This window comes from Micromonospora sp. AMSO31t, from assembly GCF_008868175.1.
GTDB lineage: Bacteria > Actinomycetota > Actinomycetes > Mycobacteriales > Micromonosporaceae > Micromonospora.
Window position 1 is genome coordinate 51298 of record NZ_WBKT01000014.1, and the last position, 14529, is coordinate 65826.

Here is a 14529-nt window from a genome sequence, read left to right on the forward strand (position 1 = left end):
TGCCCTGAATCCTGACACGTCGGGACCCGGTTCCGGGAGTGCGTTGTGGCGTGCCGCTCCCTCTTCGTACGCTCTTCCCCGACAGTCCCGCTCGCCGACGGCGCCCCGGGTACGGTCCCGGCGGCGCCGGCGATCGTGGCCCGTCACCGCTCCCGCCTGGAAGGACCCCGGTGCTGTACTGGCTGCTGAAGTACATCATCCTCGGCCCGCTGCTGAGGTTGATCTTCCGCCCGCAGGTGGAGGGGCTGGAGAACGTCCCGGAGGACGGCCCGGTGATCCTGGCCAGCAACCACCTCTCGTTCTCGGACTCGATCTTCACCCCGCTGATCGTCAAGCGAAAAGTTACATTCATCGCGAAAGCCGAATATTTCACCGGTAGGGGCCTCAAGGGCTGGCTGACCAAGATGTTCTTCGTCGGCTCCGGCACCATCCCGGTGGACCGCTCCGGCGGCCGGGCGGCCCGCGCCGCGCTGGACACCCAGCTCACGGTGCTGCGCTCCGGCGGCATCGCGGGCATCTATCCGGAGGGCACCCGCTCGCCCGACGGCCGCCTCTACCGGGGCAAGACCGGGGTGGCCCGGCTCGCCCTGGAGAGCGGCGCCCGCGTCGTGCCGATGGCCATGCTCAACTCCGACGCCATCCAGCCGACCGGTCAGATCGTCCCCAACCTGGGCCGGGTGCGGATCCGCTTCGGCGCCCCGCTGGACTTCACCCGCTACGCCGGGATGTCCGGCGACCGGTTCGTCGAGCGCGCCGTCACCGACGAGATCATGTACGAGCTCATGGAACTCTCCGGCCGCGAGTACGTGGACATGTACGCGCAGAAGGCGAAGGCCCGGCCCCCGGAGCCGGTGCCCGCCTGACGTCAGCCGGCCCCGGCGATCCGGAGCAGGCCGCCGGCGGCGTGCCGTTCGGCGAAGGCGCGCACCCGGGCGAGCATCTCCGCCGCGGCCGCCGGATCCACCTCGGCCAGCGGCCCCACCGCGAGGGCGGACGCGATGACGTGGTCGGTGACGTCGGTCATGTCGCCGTAGCTCTCCGCCGCCGCGCTGAACAGGCCGGCGGCCCTCCGGGTGTCGCCGTCCCGCCGGGCCAGCGCCGCGTCGGCGGACCGGCCGGCCGCCCGCGCCCAGCGCGTGGTCCGTGGAGCCCGGGCCAGCAGGTCCCGGACCAGGAGTGCCGCCTCCCCACCGAGCACCCCCGCCACGTGCCCGACCGCCGGCACCCACTCCGCGAACGGGATCATCCGGGTCCGCCGCCAGTCGGCGTCGAGTTCGGCGAGCAGCTCCAGCGCCTCGTCCCGGCGGCCCTGCACCGCCCGGCACAACGCGGCGTGCGCCACGGTGGACCGCAGCACCCGCAGGAAGCCGCTGCGCCGGGCGGCGACCAGCGCCTGGTCCACCAGGTCGGCGCCGGCGTCGTCCGTGCCGTCACCGGCGGGCGCGTCGCCGAGGGCGCGGATCCAGCCGGAGACCGCCACGATGTGCAGGTCCCATTCGTCGGTCGGGCGCCGGGTCGACCCCTCGGCCATCCGCAAGGCCGCCGTCCAGTCGCCGCTGTAGTACGACCGGGTCCACTGGTCGGCGAAGCTGACCGTGAGGCCGTGCTCGCCGGCCAGGTCCAGCGAGCGCTGCTCGTCGACCAGACGGGCCGAGCCGGTCAGGTCGCCCTCCTCCTGCAGCGCCCAGGCCAGGTTGTGCACGGCGCGCCGGCGGCTGGTCAGCCGCTCCACCCGGCACTCCTCGGTCACCTCGGCGAGTTCGGCGTACGCCCCGTCGACGCCGGCCTGGTAGCGCGCCACCGCCAGGGTGATCCGGGCGTTCGCCCGCGCCTCACGCAGCTCCAGCCGCTCGGCCAGCTCGGCGGCGGCCCGGGCGGCGGCGCACGCGGGCTCGGCCTCCGCGTCGAGCATGTGCATCCGGGCCAGCTCCAGCAGGGCGCCGACCTTGTCCTCGCTGTCCGGCAGCTCGGCGTGCAGCCGGATCGCCCGGTCCAGGCAGCGCAGCGTCTCCGACCGGTCCGCCCGGGCCCACGCCGCGGTGGCCAGCAACCGCCACGCCTTCGCCGCGCCCGGCAGGTCGCCCGCCCCCGCCAGCCGGTCCGCGAGGGAGGTGAGGGAGTCGCTGCCCCCGTCCACCAGGAACCCGTCCTGGTCCCGGTAGAACGCCAGCTCCGCCTCGAACAGCTCCAGCGACGGGTCCGGTCCGCACTCCACCGCCAGCGCGCGGCCCACCAGCGTGGCCGCGGTGTCCAGCGCGTGCAGCGCGTACGCCCGCCGGGCGGCCCGGTGCAGCGCCGACCGGGTGGCCCGGGCGTACGGGGCCGGGTCGAGGCCGACCGTGCGGGCGATTTCGTGCGCCGCCCACCGGTGGTTGGCCAGCACCTCGGCCAGGTCGTGCTGCCGTCCGTCGGCGAGCTGTTCGAGCCAGTCGGCGGTGCGCTGGTGCCGGGTGACCCGTTCCGCCCGGGGCAGCCGCTGGTAGCAGACGTCGCGCACCAGGATGTGCCGGAACCGGTACTCGGGCTGGCCCGGCATGGTCGAGGTGGGCAGCTCGTAGACCAGGTCGCGGCGCTGGAGGCGGTGCAGCGCCCGCTCCACCCACTCCGCGGGCCGGCCCAGGGCCAGGGCCACCGGCGCCGCCCAGAACTGCACGCCCACCACCGAGGCGGCCTGCAGGACCGCCCGGTCGGCCGCGTCGAGCAGGTCCAGCCGGTTGGCGATGACCGCCTGGACGGTCCGCGGCATCCCCGTGCCACCCATCGGGTCCAGCGGGGGGAGGGCGGTCGTCCGGTCGACGAGCCCGCCGTCGAGCAGCATCCGCGCGTACTCCTGGGCGTACAGCGGATTGCCGTCGGCGAACTCGAGCAGCGGCCCGCGGGCCTCCGCCGGCAGCGTGGCGTGGCCGAGCAGCAGCGAGTAGAGGGTGTCGATGTCCCCGTCGTGCATGGGCGGCACCGAGATGGACATCGCGCCGCTGATCGTGCCCGTCCACGCCGGGTGCCGCTCCCGCAGCTCCGGGCGAGCGGTGGCGATCACCAGCAGCGGCACGTTGCGGGCGGCCGCGCCGAGCTGCTCGACGAAGGAGAGCATCGTCTCGTCGGCCCAGTGCATGTCCTCGAAGACGAGCACGGTCGGACCGGTGGCGGCCAGCGTGAGCAGGAACCGCCGCCAGGCCGCCTCCGTCTCGGCGGAGGTGAGCCGTTCCCCGGGCACGCCGACCAGCGGGCCCAACGCCTCGGCCAGCCGCACCGCGTGCGGGTCGGCCAGCCGGCCCAGCCGGTCCCGCAGGCGCTCGCGCATGGCGGCGGGATCGTCGGAGTCGGGCAGCCCGATCCAGCTCCGGACGATGTCGGCCAGGGCGGCGTAGGTGACGTTCTCCCCGAACGGCGGGCAGTGGCCGATCAGCCAGGTCACCCGCGCGCCGGGCAGGTTCGCCGCGTGCCGGGCCAGCTCGCGCAGCAGCCGGCTCTTGCCCACCCCGGCCGGCCCGAAGACGGTCAGCAGCTGGGAGGTGCGTTCGGTGACGGTGCGGTGCAGCGCGCTGACCAGCAGGCCCCGCTCGTGGTCCCGGTCGACCATCGGGGTCAGCTCGGCGGTCTGCCCGTCGCGGCGGGGCCGGGCGCGCACGGCCAGCCAGAGCCGGGTGACCGCCGACCGCCCCCGCAGCGTCACGGGGGGTTGGTCGGCGTACTCCATCTCGTGCCGGGTGGCCGCCCAGGTGCTCTCGTCGACCACGACGCCGCCGGCGGGGGCCAGCCCCTGCAACCGGGACGCGGTGTTGACCACGTCGCCGGTGACGAACGCCTGGCCGCCGTCGCGGGCGGCCGCGAGGTCGACCAGGGCCTCGCCGGTGGCGATGCCGACCCGGAAGCCGAGCGGCGGGTGCGGGCCGGCCGGCTGGCGGGCCAGGCTCCGTTGCAGCTCCAGTGCCGCCCGTACGCAGCGCAGCGCGTCGTTGTCCGTCGCCACCGGCGCCCCGAACAGCGCCATCACCGCGTCGCCGATGTACTTCTCCACCACGCCGCCGTACTGGTGCACCAGCCGGCGCACCGTGCCGAAGTACACCTGCTGGAGCCCGCGAGCCTGCTCCGGGTCGGCGCGTTCCGCGTAGGCGGTGAAGTCCACGATGTCGATGAAGAGCACGCTGACCTGCCGGCGGTCCTCCTGCACCGAGACCGCGTGGTCGCGTAGCGGCTGCCCGCAGTTGGTGCAGAAGTTCGCCTCGGCGTTGTTGGCGTGACCGCAGCCCGGGCAGGTCGCCGCGAGGGGCCGGCCGCAACCGCCGCAGTAACGGTCGTCCGGTCCGGCGGTCCGGGAGCAGTGTCCACAGGTGAGGTCGATGTCCAGCTCCGTACGAGTGAGGTCCCCATCGTCCCGCGCGACCGCGCAGTCGGGTACCCGACGGGTCGGCGGGACGTCACGGCTGATCGGCCGGGTCTAGTCTTCCGTACCAGGAAGTTCCGTCGACAGGGAGAGTGCCGTGCACGTCCGGCTGTCCGCCTCCTGGACCGATCCACGAGGGACGGTGTGGACGCCGGGAGACACGGTCGACGTCGACGCCGTCACCCTCGCCGAACTGGAGGAAAAGGGCATGGTAGAGCAGCCGGGCACGGGATCGACCGAGACCACGACGACCACCCCGACCAAGGAGACCGACCCGAAGAAGATCGGCCCCGGCCCGAGCGCGCCGCCGGCCGACACCACGGGGAAGTGACGCCGACGGTGGGGCCGGCGGTGGACCCGCCGGCCCCACCGGCCCGTCACCGGGCGGCGCTCAGCGGTCGTTCATGCCCGCGCGGCGGCGGAGCGCGGCCACGTCGGTGACCACGATCCGGCGGCCCTCGGTGCGCAGCCAGCCGCGGCTGGCGAAGGAGCCGATGGCCTGGTTGACGCTCTGTCGCGAGCCGCCGGCCATCTCGGCGAGCTGGCTCTGGTTGAGCTCGATGGTGATCATCGGGGCCTGGCTCTCGCCGGCCAGCCGGACCAGCGTCTTGGCCACCCGGCCGGGCAGGTCGAGGAAGACATGGTCGGCGTTCTGCTCGGTGAGCCGCCGGATCAGCTGGCCCAGGGAGCGCATCACGGCGTCGAGGATGCGCGGGTTGGAGTGCACCAGCTCCATGAAGGCCGGCCGGGACAGCGCCAGCGCGGCGCAGTCCTCGATCGCCTCGGCCGACGCCGACCGGGTGGAGGCGTCCAACAGGGAGACCTCGCCCAGCACGTCCGGCGGCCGGATGACCGACAGCACCGCGCGCTCGCCGGTCGGGGCGGTGCGGAACACCGCGACCGCGCCGCGGCGCAGCACGATCAGCGACTCGCCGGGGTCGTTCTCGACGAACAGCAGTTGGCCCTTGCGGTAGGTGCGGGGCACCGCCGCGGCGATGACCCGCTGCCGCACCTCCGGCTCCAGCCCGGCGAACATCTCGACGCCCGTGAGCGCGTCACCCGGCTCCGGCAGGCGCATCTCCACGGCCCAACCCCTCCCCGGTCAAGGACCACAACCCGCGCACCGGGTGAACCTGTCATCCCCGGCGCGAGGTATCTCAACCGGTTCGGCGTCCGGTAGCGGTACACATCAGATCATGACGGTCCCGTCGCGTGCTGTACACCCCTGGAGACACTTCCGTGACCGTCCCCAGCTGCCGTGGCCTGCCGTCCCAGCTCGGCGGCGGCCCCGGCGACCGGCGGGTGACGGCGGTGGGCGAGGATGGTGCCGATGGTCTACCGCTACTTCTACGACTGCGAATTCATCGAGGACGGCCGGATCGTCGACCTGGTGTCGATCGGCGTCGTCGACGAGTACGGCCGCGAGTTCTACGCGGTCTCCACCGAGTTCGACGACTCCCGGGCCGTGCCCTGGGTGCGCCGCAACGTGCTGGACAAGCTCCCCTCGCCGGCCGACCGGGCCTGGCGGTCCCGGGAGCGGATCCGCGACGACCTCCACGAGTTCCTCATGGCGCCGGTCCGGGACCGGCCGGGGGAGCAGCTGGAGCTCTGGGCCTGGTACGCGGCGTACGACCACGTGGTGCTGGCCCAGCTCTGGGGGGCGATGCCGGCGCTGCCCCGGGAGATCCCCCGGTTCACCAAGGAGCTGCGCCAGCTCTGGGACGACCGGGGCCGGCCGCGGCTGCCGGACGCCGACGCGGACCGGCACGACGCGCTTGTCGACGCCCGGCACAACCTGGCCCGCTGGCGAGCCATGACCACCCGGTGACCTGTCGGCAGGTTTGACCGTTTCTGTCCCGGGCAGGGTTCGCCTCGAACCGAACGCCGAGGGAGGGCGCATGAGCCAGCAGCCGACCAGCGCCGAGGACGGCCGCCGCCGGGTCACCGAGCTGATCCGGGACGCGCGAATCTGCCTGCTGACCACCACCGCAGTCGACGGGCGGCTGGTCAGCCGCCCGATGGGGCTCCAGGAGGCGGAGTTCGACGGCGACCTGTGGTTCTTCGCGTACGCGGACTCCGCGAAGGTCCGCCAGATCCGGGTCAACCCGCAGGTCAACGTCGGATTCTCCGACCAGCGGCACCACGCCTGGGTGTCGGTGGCCGGCACGGCCGTCGAACAGTGGGACCGGGCCCGGGCCGAGCGGCTGTGGAGCCCGCTGCTGAAGGCCTGGTTCCCGGACGGGCTGGACACCCCGGGCATCACGCTGATCCGGGTGCACGCCGGCTCGGCCGAGTACTGGGACGCCCCGGGCAACACCGTGGTGAACCTGCTCGGCCTGGCCCGGGCCGCGGTCACCGGGCAGCCGCCGGAGGCGGGGGAGAACCACGAGGTCAGCTACTGACCGGTAGCCGGTCCGGGGGCCGGGACGGGCCGGGGCGCGGTGTCGGCGGGCACCCACGCCGACTACAGTGCGCAGTGACGGCCCGCCCCGGGCCGGCAACGGCGCCGATGGTCTGATCTGACACATATCCTGGGGCTTATCCGGGCTTCACCTGATGCTCCAGGAGGATGAGCAGATCATGCGTATCGGCGTGCTCACCGGCGGCGGCGACTGCCCAGGTCTCAATGCGGTGATTCGGGCGGTGGTCCGCAAGGGCGTCGCCACCTACGGTCACGAGTTCGTGGGCTTCCGGGACGGCTGGAAGGGTCCGCTGGAGGGCCTGTCCAGGCCGCTGGGCATCGCGGACGTCCGTGGCATCCTGCCGCGCGGCGGCACCATCCTCGGCTCGTCCCGGACCAACCCGTTCAAGATCGACGGCGGCGTGGAGCGGATCAAGGACAACCTCGCCGCGCAGGGCGTGGACGCGCTCATCGCGATCGGCGGTGAGGACACCCTCGGGGTGGCCACCAAGCTCCACGAGCTGGGCGTCCACGTCATCGGCGTGCCGAAGACCATCGACAACGACCTCGGCGCCACCGACTACACCTTCGGCTTCGACACCGCCGTGAACATCGCCATGGAGGCGATCGACCGGCTGCACACCACGGCGGAGAGCCACCACCGCACGCTGGTCGTCGAGGTGATGGGCCGGCACGCCGGCTGGATCGCCCTGCACGCCGGTCTCGCCGGCGGCGCCAACGTGATCCTGCTGCCCGAGCGGCAGTTCGACGTCGAGCAGGTCGCCGGCTACGTCGAGAAGCGCTTCCAGCACCAGTACGCCCCGATCGTCGTGGTCGCCGAGGGCGCCCAGCCGCTGGACGGCCAGATGGTGCTGCACAACCAGGAGCTCGACGCGTTCGGCCACGTCCGCCTCGGCGGCATCGGCCAGTGGCTCGCCGAGCAGCTGGAGGCGAAGACCGGCAAGGAGGCCCGCACCGTGGTCCTCGGCCACATCCAGCGCGGCGGCACCCCGACCGCGTTCGACCGGGTGCTCGCCACCCGGCTCGGCCTGCACGCCATCGACGCCGCGAACGAGGGCGACTGGGGCAAGATGGTCGCGATGCAGAGCACGGACATCGTCCGCGTCCCCCTGGCCGAGGCCACCCGGGAGCTGAAGACCGTGCCGCTGGAGCGGTACGCCGAGGCCGAGGTCTTCTTCGGCAGCTGACCGACGGCGGGCGGCGCGGCGGGTCCTCCGGCGAGGCCCCGCCGCGCCGCACCTCCACGGAGAGGGGTACGGCTCATGGCACCCGAGGTGCACACGGTCGCGGTGATCGGCGCGGGCAAGATCGGTGAGCTGATGCTCTCCGGGCTGCTCCGCTCCGGCTGGCCGGTCGAGCGGCTGCTCGCCACCGCCCGGCGACCCGCCCGCGCCGAGGAACTGGCCGCCCGGTACGGCGTCCGGGTGGTGGACAACCTGGCCGCGGTGGACGAGGCCGAGGTGCTCGCCATCTCGGTCAAGCCGCAGGACGCGGCGGCGCTGCTGGACGAGATCGGCCCGAAGGTGCCCGCCGACAAGCTGGTCATCTCGCTCTGCGCCGGCCTGCCCACCGCCTTCTTCAACCGCCGGCTGCCCGAGGGCACCCCGGTGGTGCGGGTGATGACCAACACCCCGGCCCTGGTCGACGAGGCGATGACCGCGATCTCGCCGGGCGCGCACGCCACCGGCGCGCACCTGGCCCTGGCCGAGGAGATGTTCAAGCCGCTCGGCGCCACCCTCCGGGTGCCCGAGTCCCAGCAGGACGCGGTGACCGCCCTCTCCGGCTCCGGCCCGGCGTACTTCTACCTGCTCGTCGAGGCCATGATCGACGCGGGCATCCTGCTCGGGCTGCCCCGCCAGGTGGCGCACGAGCTGATCGTGCAGACCGCCATCGGCTCCGCCGTGATGCTGCGCGACTCCGGCGAGCACCCGGTGAAGCTCCGCGAGGCGGTCACCTCGCCGGCCGGCACCACCATCTCCGCCATCCGGGAGCTGGAGAACCACGGCGTCCGCGCGGCCATGCTGGCGGCCCTCGAAGCGGCCCGCGACCGGGCCCGCGAACTCGCCGCCCAGGCCGACTGACCCCGCCGGCACGGCGACCCGGAGGGGATGTCCCGGCGTGCCCCATACTGGCGCGGTGTTCACTCTCGCCCAGGCGCGACACCTGGTGGCCACCCTGCGGCCGCGCGTCAACGAGCTGATCCGGCTCCGCGCCGACTTGGCCGAGCTGCGGATGGACCTGGCCGACCACGGGGCCAGCGTCCTCGGTGGGCTGGCCGAGGTGAAGGCCCTGGAGGCCCGGCTGCACGCCCTCGTGGAGGAGTTCCACCAGCACGGCATCCAGGTCAAGGGGATCGCCCCGGTGCTGCTCGACTTCCCCGGCGAGCGGGAGGGCCGGGCGGTCCTCTGGTGCTGGCTGGAGGGGGACCCCGACATTCGCTGGTACCACCGGGTGGAGTGCGGCTTCGCCGGCCGCCGCCCGGTCTGAGCGACAGAACGGGCGGGGCCTGTCGCCGCCCGGTCCGACCTGTCAGCCGAGGGTGGCCAGCACGGCCGGCGCGACGTTGCCGCCGCTGAGCACCAGGACGGTCCGTTCGCCGGGCGCCACCTCGACCAGCCCCGCCCGCAGCGCCGCCAGGGTGACCGCGGCGGCCGGCTCCACCAGCAGCTTGGTGGCCTCCACCAGCTCGGCCCAGGCGGGCAGCACGGCCGCCTCCGGCACCTCGACCACCGCGTCGACCAGCGCCCGGACGTGCGTCAGGGTGTGCCGCCCGGCGAACGGGGCGGCGAGGCCGTCGGCGACCGAAGCGGGGCGGGCCGGCAAGGTGCGGGTCCCGGTCCGCAGCGCGTACGACATGGCGTTGGCCCCGTCCGGCTCCACTCCGACGATCCGCGTCCCCGGTGACCCGGCCCGGATCGCCGCGGCGATCCCGCTGATCAGCCCTCCGCCACCCACCGGCACGAGCACGAGGTCCGGGGGCGGGCCGTCGGCCAGGATCTCCCGCCCGACGGTGGCCTGACCGGCGATCACGTCCGGGTCGTCGAAGGGCGCGAGCAGGTGGAAGCCGCGCTCGGCGGCGACCGCCTCGGCGGTGGCCAGCAGGTCGTCGGTGAGCACCGCCTCGGCGCCGAGCCGGCGGACCGTCGCCAGCTTGCCGGGCACCGCGTGCGGCGGCATGCAGACCACCGCGGGCAGGCCGGCGGCGCGGGCCACGTGGGCCACGGCGATCGCGTGGTTGCCGGCGGAGAACGCCACCAGCCCGGCCGGTGTGCCGTGGCGTTCGGCGTGGGCGAGCAGGGCGTTCGTGGCGCCGCGGACCTTGAAGCTCCCGGTGTGCTGGAGGTTCTCGGCCTTCACGGCGAGCCGGAGGCCCAGGTCGGCGCCGAGGACCGGCGCGTCCAGCAGCGGGGTGCGGACCAGCCGCCCGTCGAGGCGCCGCTCGGCCGCCGTCATGTCGTCCCCGGTGATCAACCGCACCCGCCGAGCCTAGTACGCAGACGTCATCCGGCTTGCTGCGCCACCTGATCGTCGGCCACCGGGCCGGCGTCGGTAGTGAACTGGTCGAGTTGTTGGACCACACCGACGATGTCGGAGAAGGCATCGATGAAGGCGTCGACGTAACGGGAGTCGAAGTCCGCCGGTTTCCGGACGCCGCTCTGCAGGCAGCCGACGAAATGCAGGCCCGCACCGCCGGCGGCCAGTGCGTCGCCCGGTGAATCCCCCACATAGACGCAGTGGCGTGGTGGTATTCCCGTCGTCGCCAGCAATTCGTCGAAGGCCCGCGGATCCGGCTTGCGGAAGCGCGTGTTGCCGGCATGGTAGATGCCACCGACTCGTTCGGCCAGGACGTGGTCGGCCGCCAACATGTGCCGGACCTCGTCCTCGGTCCGCGACGTCAGCAGGAACACCGCCCGGCCATGCCGCACGAACTCGTCCAGCGCGCGAAGGTTCTCGGGCGGAATGACATCCAGGCGACCGTCGGCGATGTGCCGTTTCAGCGCGCGCCGATAGAGCGCCGAGAAACGGGGCAGGTCGAGGCCGGGCGACCTTGTGGGCATGGCGTCCAGCAGCGGCTCGCCCCAGGTGGACAGATGCACGTGCCGGGGCATCGGGGGCCGGCCCAGCTCCGCCAGAACTTCGTTCTCCAACGCGAACGAAGCGGCCTGTGTGAGGCACAGGGTGTCGTCGACGTCCACGATCACAGCCCGAATCACCGGTTCAGCCTATAACTCTCACGTCCGGCGCGAGGTGCGCCGCCGTCGCCCCGTGGCGAAAACCTTCAGCCTTGCTCAGCACCCCGGCAATGATTTGTAGTGATAAGGGTCTATGGGCAGCCCTCGCGAAATGTTGATCTTCCGCCGGGACCTGATTCATTGATATCTATCTCTCACCACCACTTCCCACCCCCAGGAGTGCGACGTGCGGAGATCCCGTCTTGCCACCCTCGCCCTGACCCTCGCCGCCTCGTTCGGCATCACGCTGACCCTGGCCGCCCCCGCCCAGGCGGCCCCGGCCGACCGCTACGTCGCTCTCGGCGACTCGTACGCCTCCGGCGTCGGCGCCGACAGCTACACCTCCGAGAGCGGGTCCTGCCTGCGCAGCAACAACGCCTACCCGGCGCTCTACAACACCAACATCAGGCCGGCCTCGTACCGTTCGGTCGCCTGCTCCGGCGCGACCACCACGGACGTCATCAACAACCAGCTCTCCGCGCTCTCCTCGACCACCACGCTGGTCAGCGTCACCATCGGCGGCAACGACGTCGGCTTCGCCAGCATCATGAGCACCTGCGTGCTCCAGGGTGAGGCCCAGTGCGTGGCGGCGATCCAGGCCGCCGAGGACAAGGCCCGCACGCAGCTTCCCGGCAAGCTGGCGACCGTCTACAACGGCATCCGGAGCCGGGCGCCCTCCGCCCGGGTCGTGGTGGTCGGCTACCCGGTCTTCTACCAGCTCGGCACGGTCTGCGTCGGACTGAGCGCCACCTCCCGGGCGAAGATCAACGAGGGGATCAACCTGGTCGACGACATCACCCGCACGGCGGCCACCTCGGCCGGCTTCACGTTCGCCGACGTCCGCTCGATCTTCGTGGGCCACCAGCTGTGCAGCTACGGCACGAAGTGGCTGCACGCGTTGAACGTCCTGAACCTCACGGTCTCGTACCACCCGACGGCCGCGGGACAGTCCGGCGGCTACTACCCGGTCTTCCGCTCCGCCGCGGGCTGAGCGGCGTGGGGCCCGGGGTGCGCGCACCCCGGGCCCGTCGTCGGCTCAGTAGAGCAGGTACGGGCGCCGCTTCCGCTCGAAGGCCGCCAGCTCGGCGGCCCAGGCGCCGACCACGTCGTCCACGTCGGCTCCGGCGTCGATCATCGTGCGCAGCCGGGGCGAGCCGGTCAGCTTGTCCACCCAGTACGGCCGGACGGCGTCGTACGAGTCGAACCGCCACGCGAACGCGGGGTACTTGTGCGCCTCCACCAGCATGGCCACCGCCGTGCGGATCGGGTCGTAGACCGCCCGGTCGACGACTTTGACCTCGACGCCGGCGCACAGCTTGTTCAGCAGGGCCGGCTTCTGCCCCGCCGCGGTCGGGGAGAAGTACGCCTCCCGGAACTCGACACCCGGCAGGTTCCGGGCGTTGAGCCGGTCTCCCCAGTGGTGGTCGAAGTCGTCGGCGAGCCCGCCGATCAGCTCGAACGGGCGGCAGGTGCCCCGGCCCTCGGTGATCGAGGCGACGCCCTCGAACAGGCAGGTGCCGGGATAGACCAGCGCCGTGTCCGGCGTCGGCATGTTCGGGCTGGGCATCACCCACGGCAGGTCGGTGTCGGCGGCGAGCCGGTCACGCTTCCAGTTCCGGCACCGCACCACCTCCAGGTCGACCGGGCCTCCGGCGTCGGCGGGCAGGAACTCCGTGTTGAAGAACCGGGCCAGCTCGCCGACGGTCATACCGTGCTGCTGGACGATCTCCTTCAGCCCCACGCCCGAGGTGAAGGCGGGCGTCATCATGGGCCCGCGTGCCCGCCCGCCGACCGGGTTGGGCCGGTCGAGCACGACGTACCGCTTGCCGACCCGGGCCGCCGCGACCATCGACGTGTACATCGTCCAGATGTACGTGTAGAAGCGGGCGCCCACGTCCTGGATGTCGAAGACGACCGTGTCCACGCCGGCGGACGTGAACATGCTCTCCCACTTGGCCTGGCTGGCGCCGTACGCGTCGTAGACCGTGATGCCGGTGCGGGCGTCCGTCCCGGTGCCCTCGCTGCCGCCGGCCTGGGCCGACCCGCGGAAACCGTGTTCGGGGCCGAACGCCGCCACGACCTGCACGCTGCCCGAGGAGTGCATGAGGTCGACCAGGTGGCGGTAGGCCGAGTCCACGCCCGTGGGGTTGGACACCACCCCCACCCGCTGGCCGGCCAGTGCGGCGAATCCGGAATCGACAAGCACGTCCAAGCCGGTCGCCACCCGGCGGATGCCGGGCACGGCCTGCCCGGGCGTGCCCGGGCCCGTCGCGACCACCGCGCCGGCGGTGACCGCACCGGCACCGGCCAGGAACCTTCTGCGCTCCATCATGACCTCCTCGTCCGGGGGTCATTGAAACTTAGCTACAGCTCGATGGGCGGTCAAGGAAGGTTCTCTACAAACCGGTGTCAGCCGACCGGCAGCGCCTTCTCGACGGCGGCGCGCAGCTCGGGGGAGTCCGGGGTCACCGTCGGGGCGAACCGGGCCGCCACCGTGCCGTCCGGCGCGACGAGGAACTTCTCGAAGTTCCACCGCACGTCACCGGTGTGCCCCTCGGCGTCCGGAGTGGACACCAGCCCGGCGTAGAGCGGGTGCCGGTGCGGCCCGTTGACGTCGACCTTCTCCGTCAGCGGGAACGTCACGCCGTAGTTGACCTGGCAGAACTCTTCGATCTCGGCGGCGCTGCCCGGCTCCTGGCCGGCGAACTGGTTGCACGGCACGCCGAGCACCGTCAGGCCCCGGTCCGCGTACTCGTCGGCGAGGGCCTGGAGGCCGGCGTACTGCGGGGTGAGGCCGCAGCGGGAGGCCACATTGACCACCAGCAGGGCGCGGCCGCGGTAGCGCCCGAGGTCGGCCGGGCCGCCGGCGAGGGCGTCGATCTGCACGTCGAAAACGGTCATGGCACGAGGCTACGGGGCCGCGGGGGCCGATCGACACCGGTCCCGAGGAATCGATGCATCTACATCTTGACGAAGTGGTGACGCGTGAGTAGCGTCTCAGCATCCAATCTGGAAAGTTTCCTAACTGTTTGGGGAGACGCCGTATGAAGAGATCGCTCCGCCGGGCCCTGTGGGCCACCGGCGCCGTGGTCGCGCTCGCGGTCGCGGCGGTGCCGATGGCGACCGCCTCCGCCGCGGGCAGCGTCACCGCCACATTCACCAAGGTGCAGGACTGGGGGACCGGTCACGAGGCGCGGGTGACCGTCACCAACGGCACGAGCGCCAGCGTCGCCACCTGGCGCGTCGAGTTCGACCTGCCCGCCGGCACCACCATCAGCAGCTCCTGGGACGCCGACGTCACCAGCAGCGGCAACCACTACGTGGCGGTCAAGAAGAGCTGGGCCGGGCCGCTCGCCCCGGGCGCCAGCTTCAGCTGGGGCTACAACGGCGTCGGGGCGTACAAGGCGCCGCTGACCTGCACGGTCAACGGCGCGTCCTGCTCCGGCGGCGGCACTCCTCCGACGACGACCCCGCCCACCACGACGCCGCCG

At 72.8% G+C, this 14529-nt stretch carries 15 protein-coding genes; 9 read left to right on the forward strand and 6 right to left on the reverse strand.

From position 1 onward, the window contains the following. Positions 1 to 170 precede the first annotated feature (170 nt). Positions 171 to 863 (forward strand): 1-acyl-sn-glycerol-3-phosphate acyltransferase, encoded by a 693-nt coding sequence (locus F8274_RS05705; RefSeq protein WP_151461218.1) that lies wholly within the window; start codon positions 171 to 173, stop codon positions 861 to 863. Between the two features lie 2 nt (positions 864 to 865). Here F8274_RS05705 and F8274_RS05710 read toward each other — a convergent pair whose 3' ends face one another. Next, positions 866 to 4348 carry an adenylate/guanylate cyclase domain-containing protein gene (locus F8274_RS05710; protein WP_370518196.1) on the reverse strand — a complete coding sequence of 1161 codons (3483 nt, stop codon included), beginning with the start codon at positions 4346 to 4348 and terminating at the stop codon, positions 866 to 868. A 133-nt stretch (positions 4349 to 4481) separates the two neighbouring features. On the opposite strand from F8274_RS05710, the gene F8274_RS05715 reads away from it, so the two are divergent. Then, positions 4482 to 4715 (forward strand): hypothetical protein, encoded by a 234-nt coding sequence (locus F8274_RS05715; RefSeq protein WP_151461220.1) that lies wholly within the window; start codon positions 4482 to 4484, stop codon positions 4713 to 4715. A 60-nt stretch (positions 4716 to 4775) separates the two neighbouring features. Here F8274_RS05715 and F8274_RS05720 read toward each other — a convergent pair whose 3' ends face one another. Then, entirely contained in the window at positions 4776 to 5468 is a 693-nt protein-coding gene (locus F8274_RS05720) for a Crp/Fnr family transcriptional regulator (RefSeq protein ID WP_091268212.1), read from the reverse strand. A gap of 246 nt (positions 5469 to 5714) precedes the next feature. Here F8274_RS05720 and F8274_RS05725 point away from each other — a divergent pair, with 246 nt between their 5' ends. The 5 genes from F8274_RS05725 to F8274_RS05745 all read left to right on the forward strand — a co-directional run bounded on the left by F8274_RS05725 (position 5715) and on the right by F8274_RS05745 (position 9293). Continuing rightward, positions 5715 to 6212 carry a polyadenylate-specific 3'-exoribonuclease AS gene (locus F8274_RS05725; protein ID WP_151461233.1) on the forward strand — a complete coding sequence of 166 codons (498 nt, stop codon included), beginning with the start codon at positions 5715 to 5717 and terminating at the stop codon, positions 6210 to 6212. Positions 6213 to 6282: 70 nt separating this feature from the next. Next, positions 6283 to 6786 carry a pyridoxamine 5'-phosphate oxidase family protein gene (locus F8274_RS05730; protein ID WP_151461221.1) on the forward strand — a complete coding sequence of 168 codons (504 nt, stop codon included), beginning with the start codon at positions 6283 to 6285 and terminating at the stop codon, positions 6784 to 6786. A gap of 178 nt (positions 6787 to 6964) precedes the next feature. Beyond that, entirely contained in the window at positions 6965 to 7993 is a 1029-nt protein-coding gene (locus tag F8274_RS05735; protein WP_151461234.1) for a 6-phosphofructokinase, read from the forward strand. Between the two features lie 75 nt (positions 7994 to 8068). Next, positions 8069 to 8887 (forward strand): pyrroline-5-carboxylate reductase, encoded by an 819-nt coding sequence (proC, locus tag F8274_RS05740; protein ID WP_151461222.1) that lies wholly within the window; start codon positions 8069 to 8071, stop codon positions 8885 to 8887. Positions 8888 to 8942: 55 nt separating this feature from the next. Continuing rightward, a complete protein-coding gene (locus tag F8274_RS05745; RefSeq protein ID WP_151461223.1) occupies positions 8943 to 9293 on the forward strand; it encodes a DUF2203 domain-containing protein in 351 nt (116 codons plus the stop codon). A 42-nt stretch (positions 9294 to 9335) separates the two neighbouring features. Here F8274_RS05745 and F8274_RS05750 read toward each other — a convergent pair whose 3' ends face one another. Together F8274_RS05750 and F8274_RS05755 are read right to left on the reverse strand one after the other, a co-directional pair. Continuing rightward, a complete protein-coding gene (locus F8274_RS05750; protein WP_151461224.1) occupies positions 9336 to 10283 on the reverse strand; it encodes a threonine/serine dehydratase in 948 nt (315 codons plus the stop codon). A 23-nt stretch (positions 10284 to 10306) separates the two neighbouring features. Next, positions 10307 to 11020, reverse strand: a complete 714-nt coding sequence (locus tag F8274_RS05755) for an HAD-IA family hydrolase (protein ID WP_225853622.1) — start codon at positions 11018 to 11020, stop codon at positions 10307 to 10309. Between the two features lie 205 nt (positions 11021 to 11225). Between F8274_RS05755 and F8274_RS05760 the strand changes: the two genes are divergently transcribed. Then, the gene (locus tag F8274_RS05760) at positions 11226 to 12029 is read left to right on the forward strand and encodes an SGNH/GDSL hydrolase family protein (protein WP_151461225.1); all 804 of its coding nucleotides are present in this window, start codon (positions 11226 to 11228) and stop codon (positions 12027 to 12029) included. A gap of 45 nt (positions 12030 to 12074) precedes the next feature. Here the strand turns inward: F8274_RS05760 and F8274_RS05765 are convergent, their stop codons facing one another. Then, positions 12075 to 13367 carry an exo-beta-N-acetylmuramidase NamZ domain-containing protein gene (locus tag F8274_RS05765; protein ID WP_192579722.1) on the reverse strand — a complete coding sequence of 431 codons (1293 nt, stop codon included), beginning with the start codon at positions 13365 to 13367 and terminating at the stop codon, positions 12075 to 12077. 80 nt (positions 13368 to 13447) lie between these two features. After that, positions 13448 to 13939, reverse strand: a complete 492-nt coding sequence (locus tag F8274_RS05770) for a glutathione peroxidase (RefSeq protein ID WP_151461227.1) — start codon at positions 13937 to 13939, stop codon at positions 13448 to 13450. Between the two features lie 143 nt (positions 13940 to 14082). Between F8274_RS05770 and F8274_RS05775 the strand changes: the two genes are divergently transcribed. Beyond that, a partial coding sequence (locus tag F8274_RS05775; protein ID WP_192579723.1) for a cellulose binding domain-containing protein occupies positions 14083 to 14529 on the forward strand: 447 nt, incomplete at its 3' end.

What these genes read in the sequence shown, in the direction of transcription:
- F8274_RS05725 (WP_151461233.1), top strand. Translation starts at nt 5,715, where the DNA reads ATGGTCTACCGCTACTTCTACGACTGCGAATTCATCGAGGACGGCCGG.
- F8274_RS05730 (WP_151461221.1), top strand. Translation starts at nt 6,283, where the DNA reads ATGAGCCAGCAGCCGACCAGCGCCGAGGACGGCCGCCGCCGGGTCACC.
- F8274_RS05735 (WP_151461234.1), top strand. Translation starts at nt 6,965, where the DNA reads ATGCGTATCGGCGTGCTCACCGGCGGCGGCGACTGCCCAGGTCTCAAT.
- proC (WP_151461222.1), top strand. Translation starts at nt 8,069, where the DNA reads ATGGCACCCGAGGTGCACACGGTCGCGGTGATCGGCGCGGGCAAGATC.
- F8274_RS05765 (WP_192579722.1), bottom strand. Translation starts at nt 13,367, where the DNA reads ATGGAGCGCAGAAGGTTCCTGGCCGGTGCCGGTGCGGTCACCGCCGGC.
- F8274_RS05770 (WP_151461227.1), bottom strand. Translation starts at nt 13,939, where the DNA reads ATGACCGTTTTCGACGTGCAGATCGACGCCCTCGCCGGCGGCCCGGCC.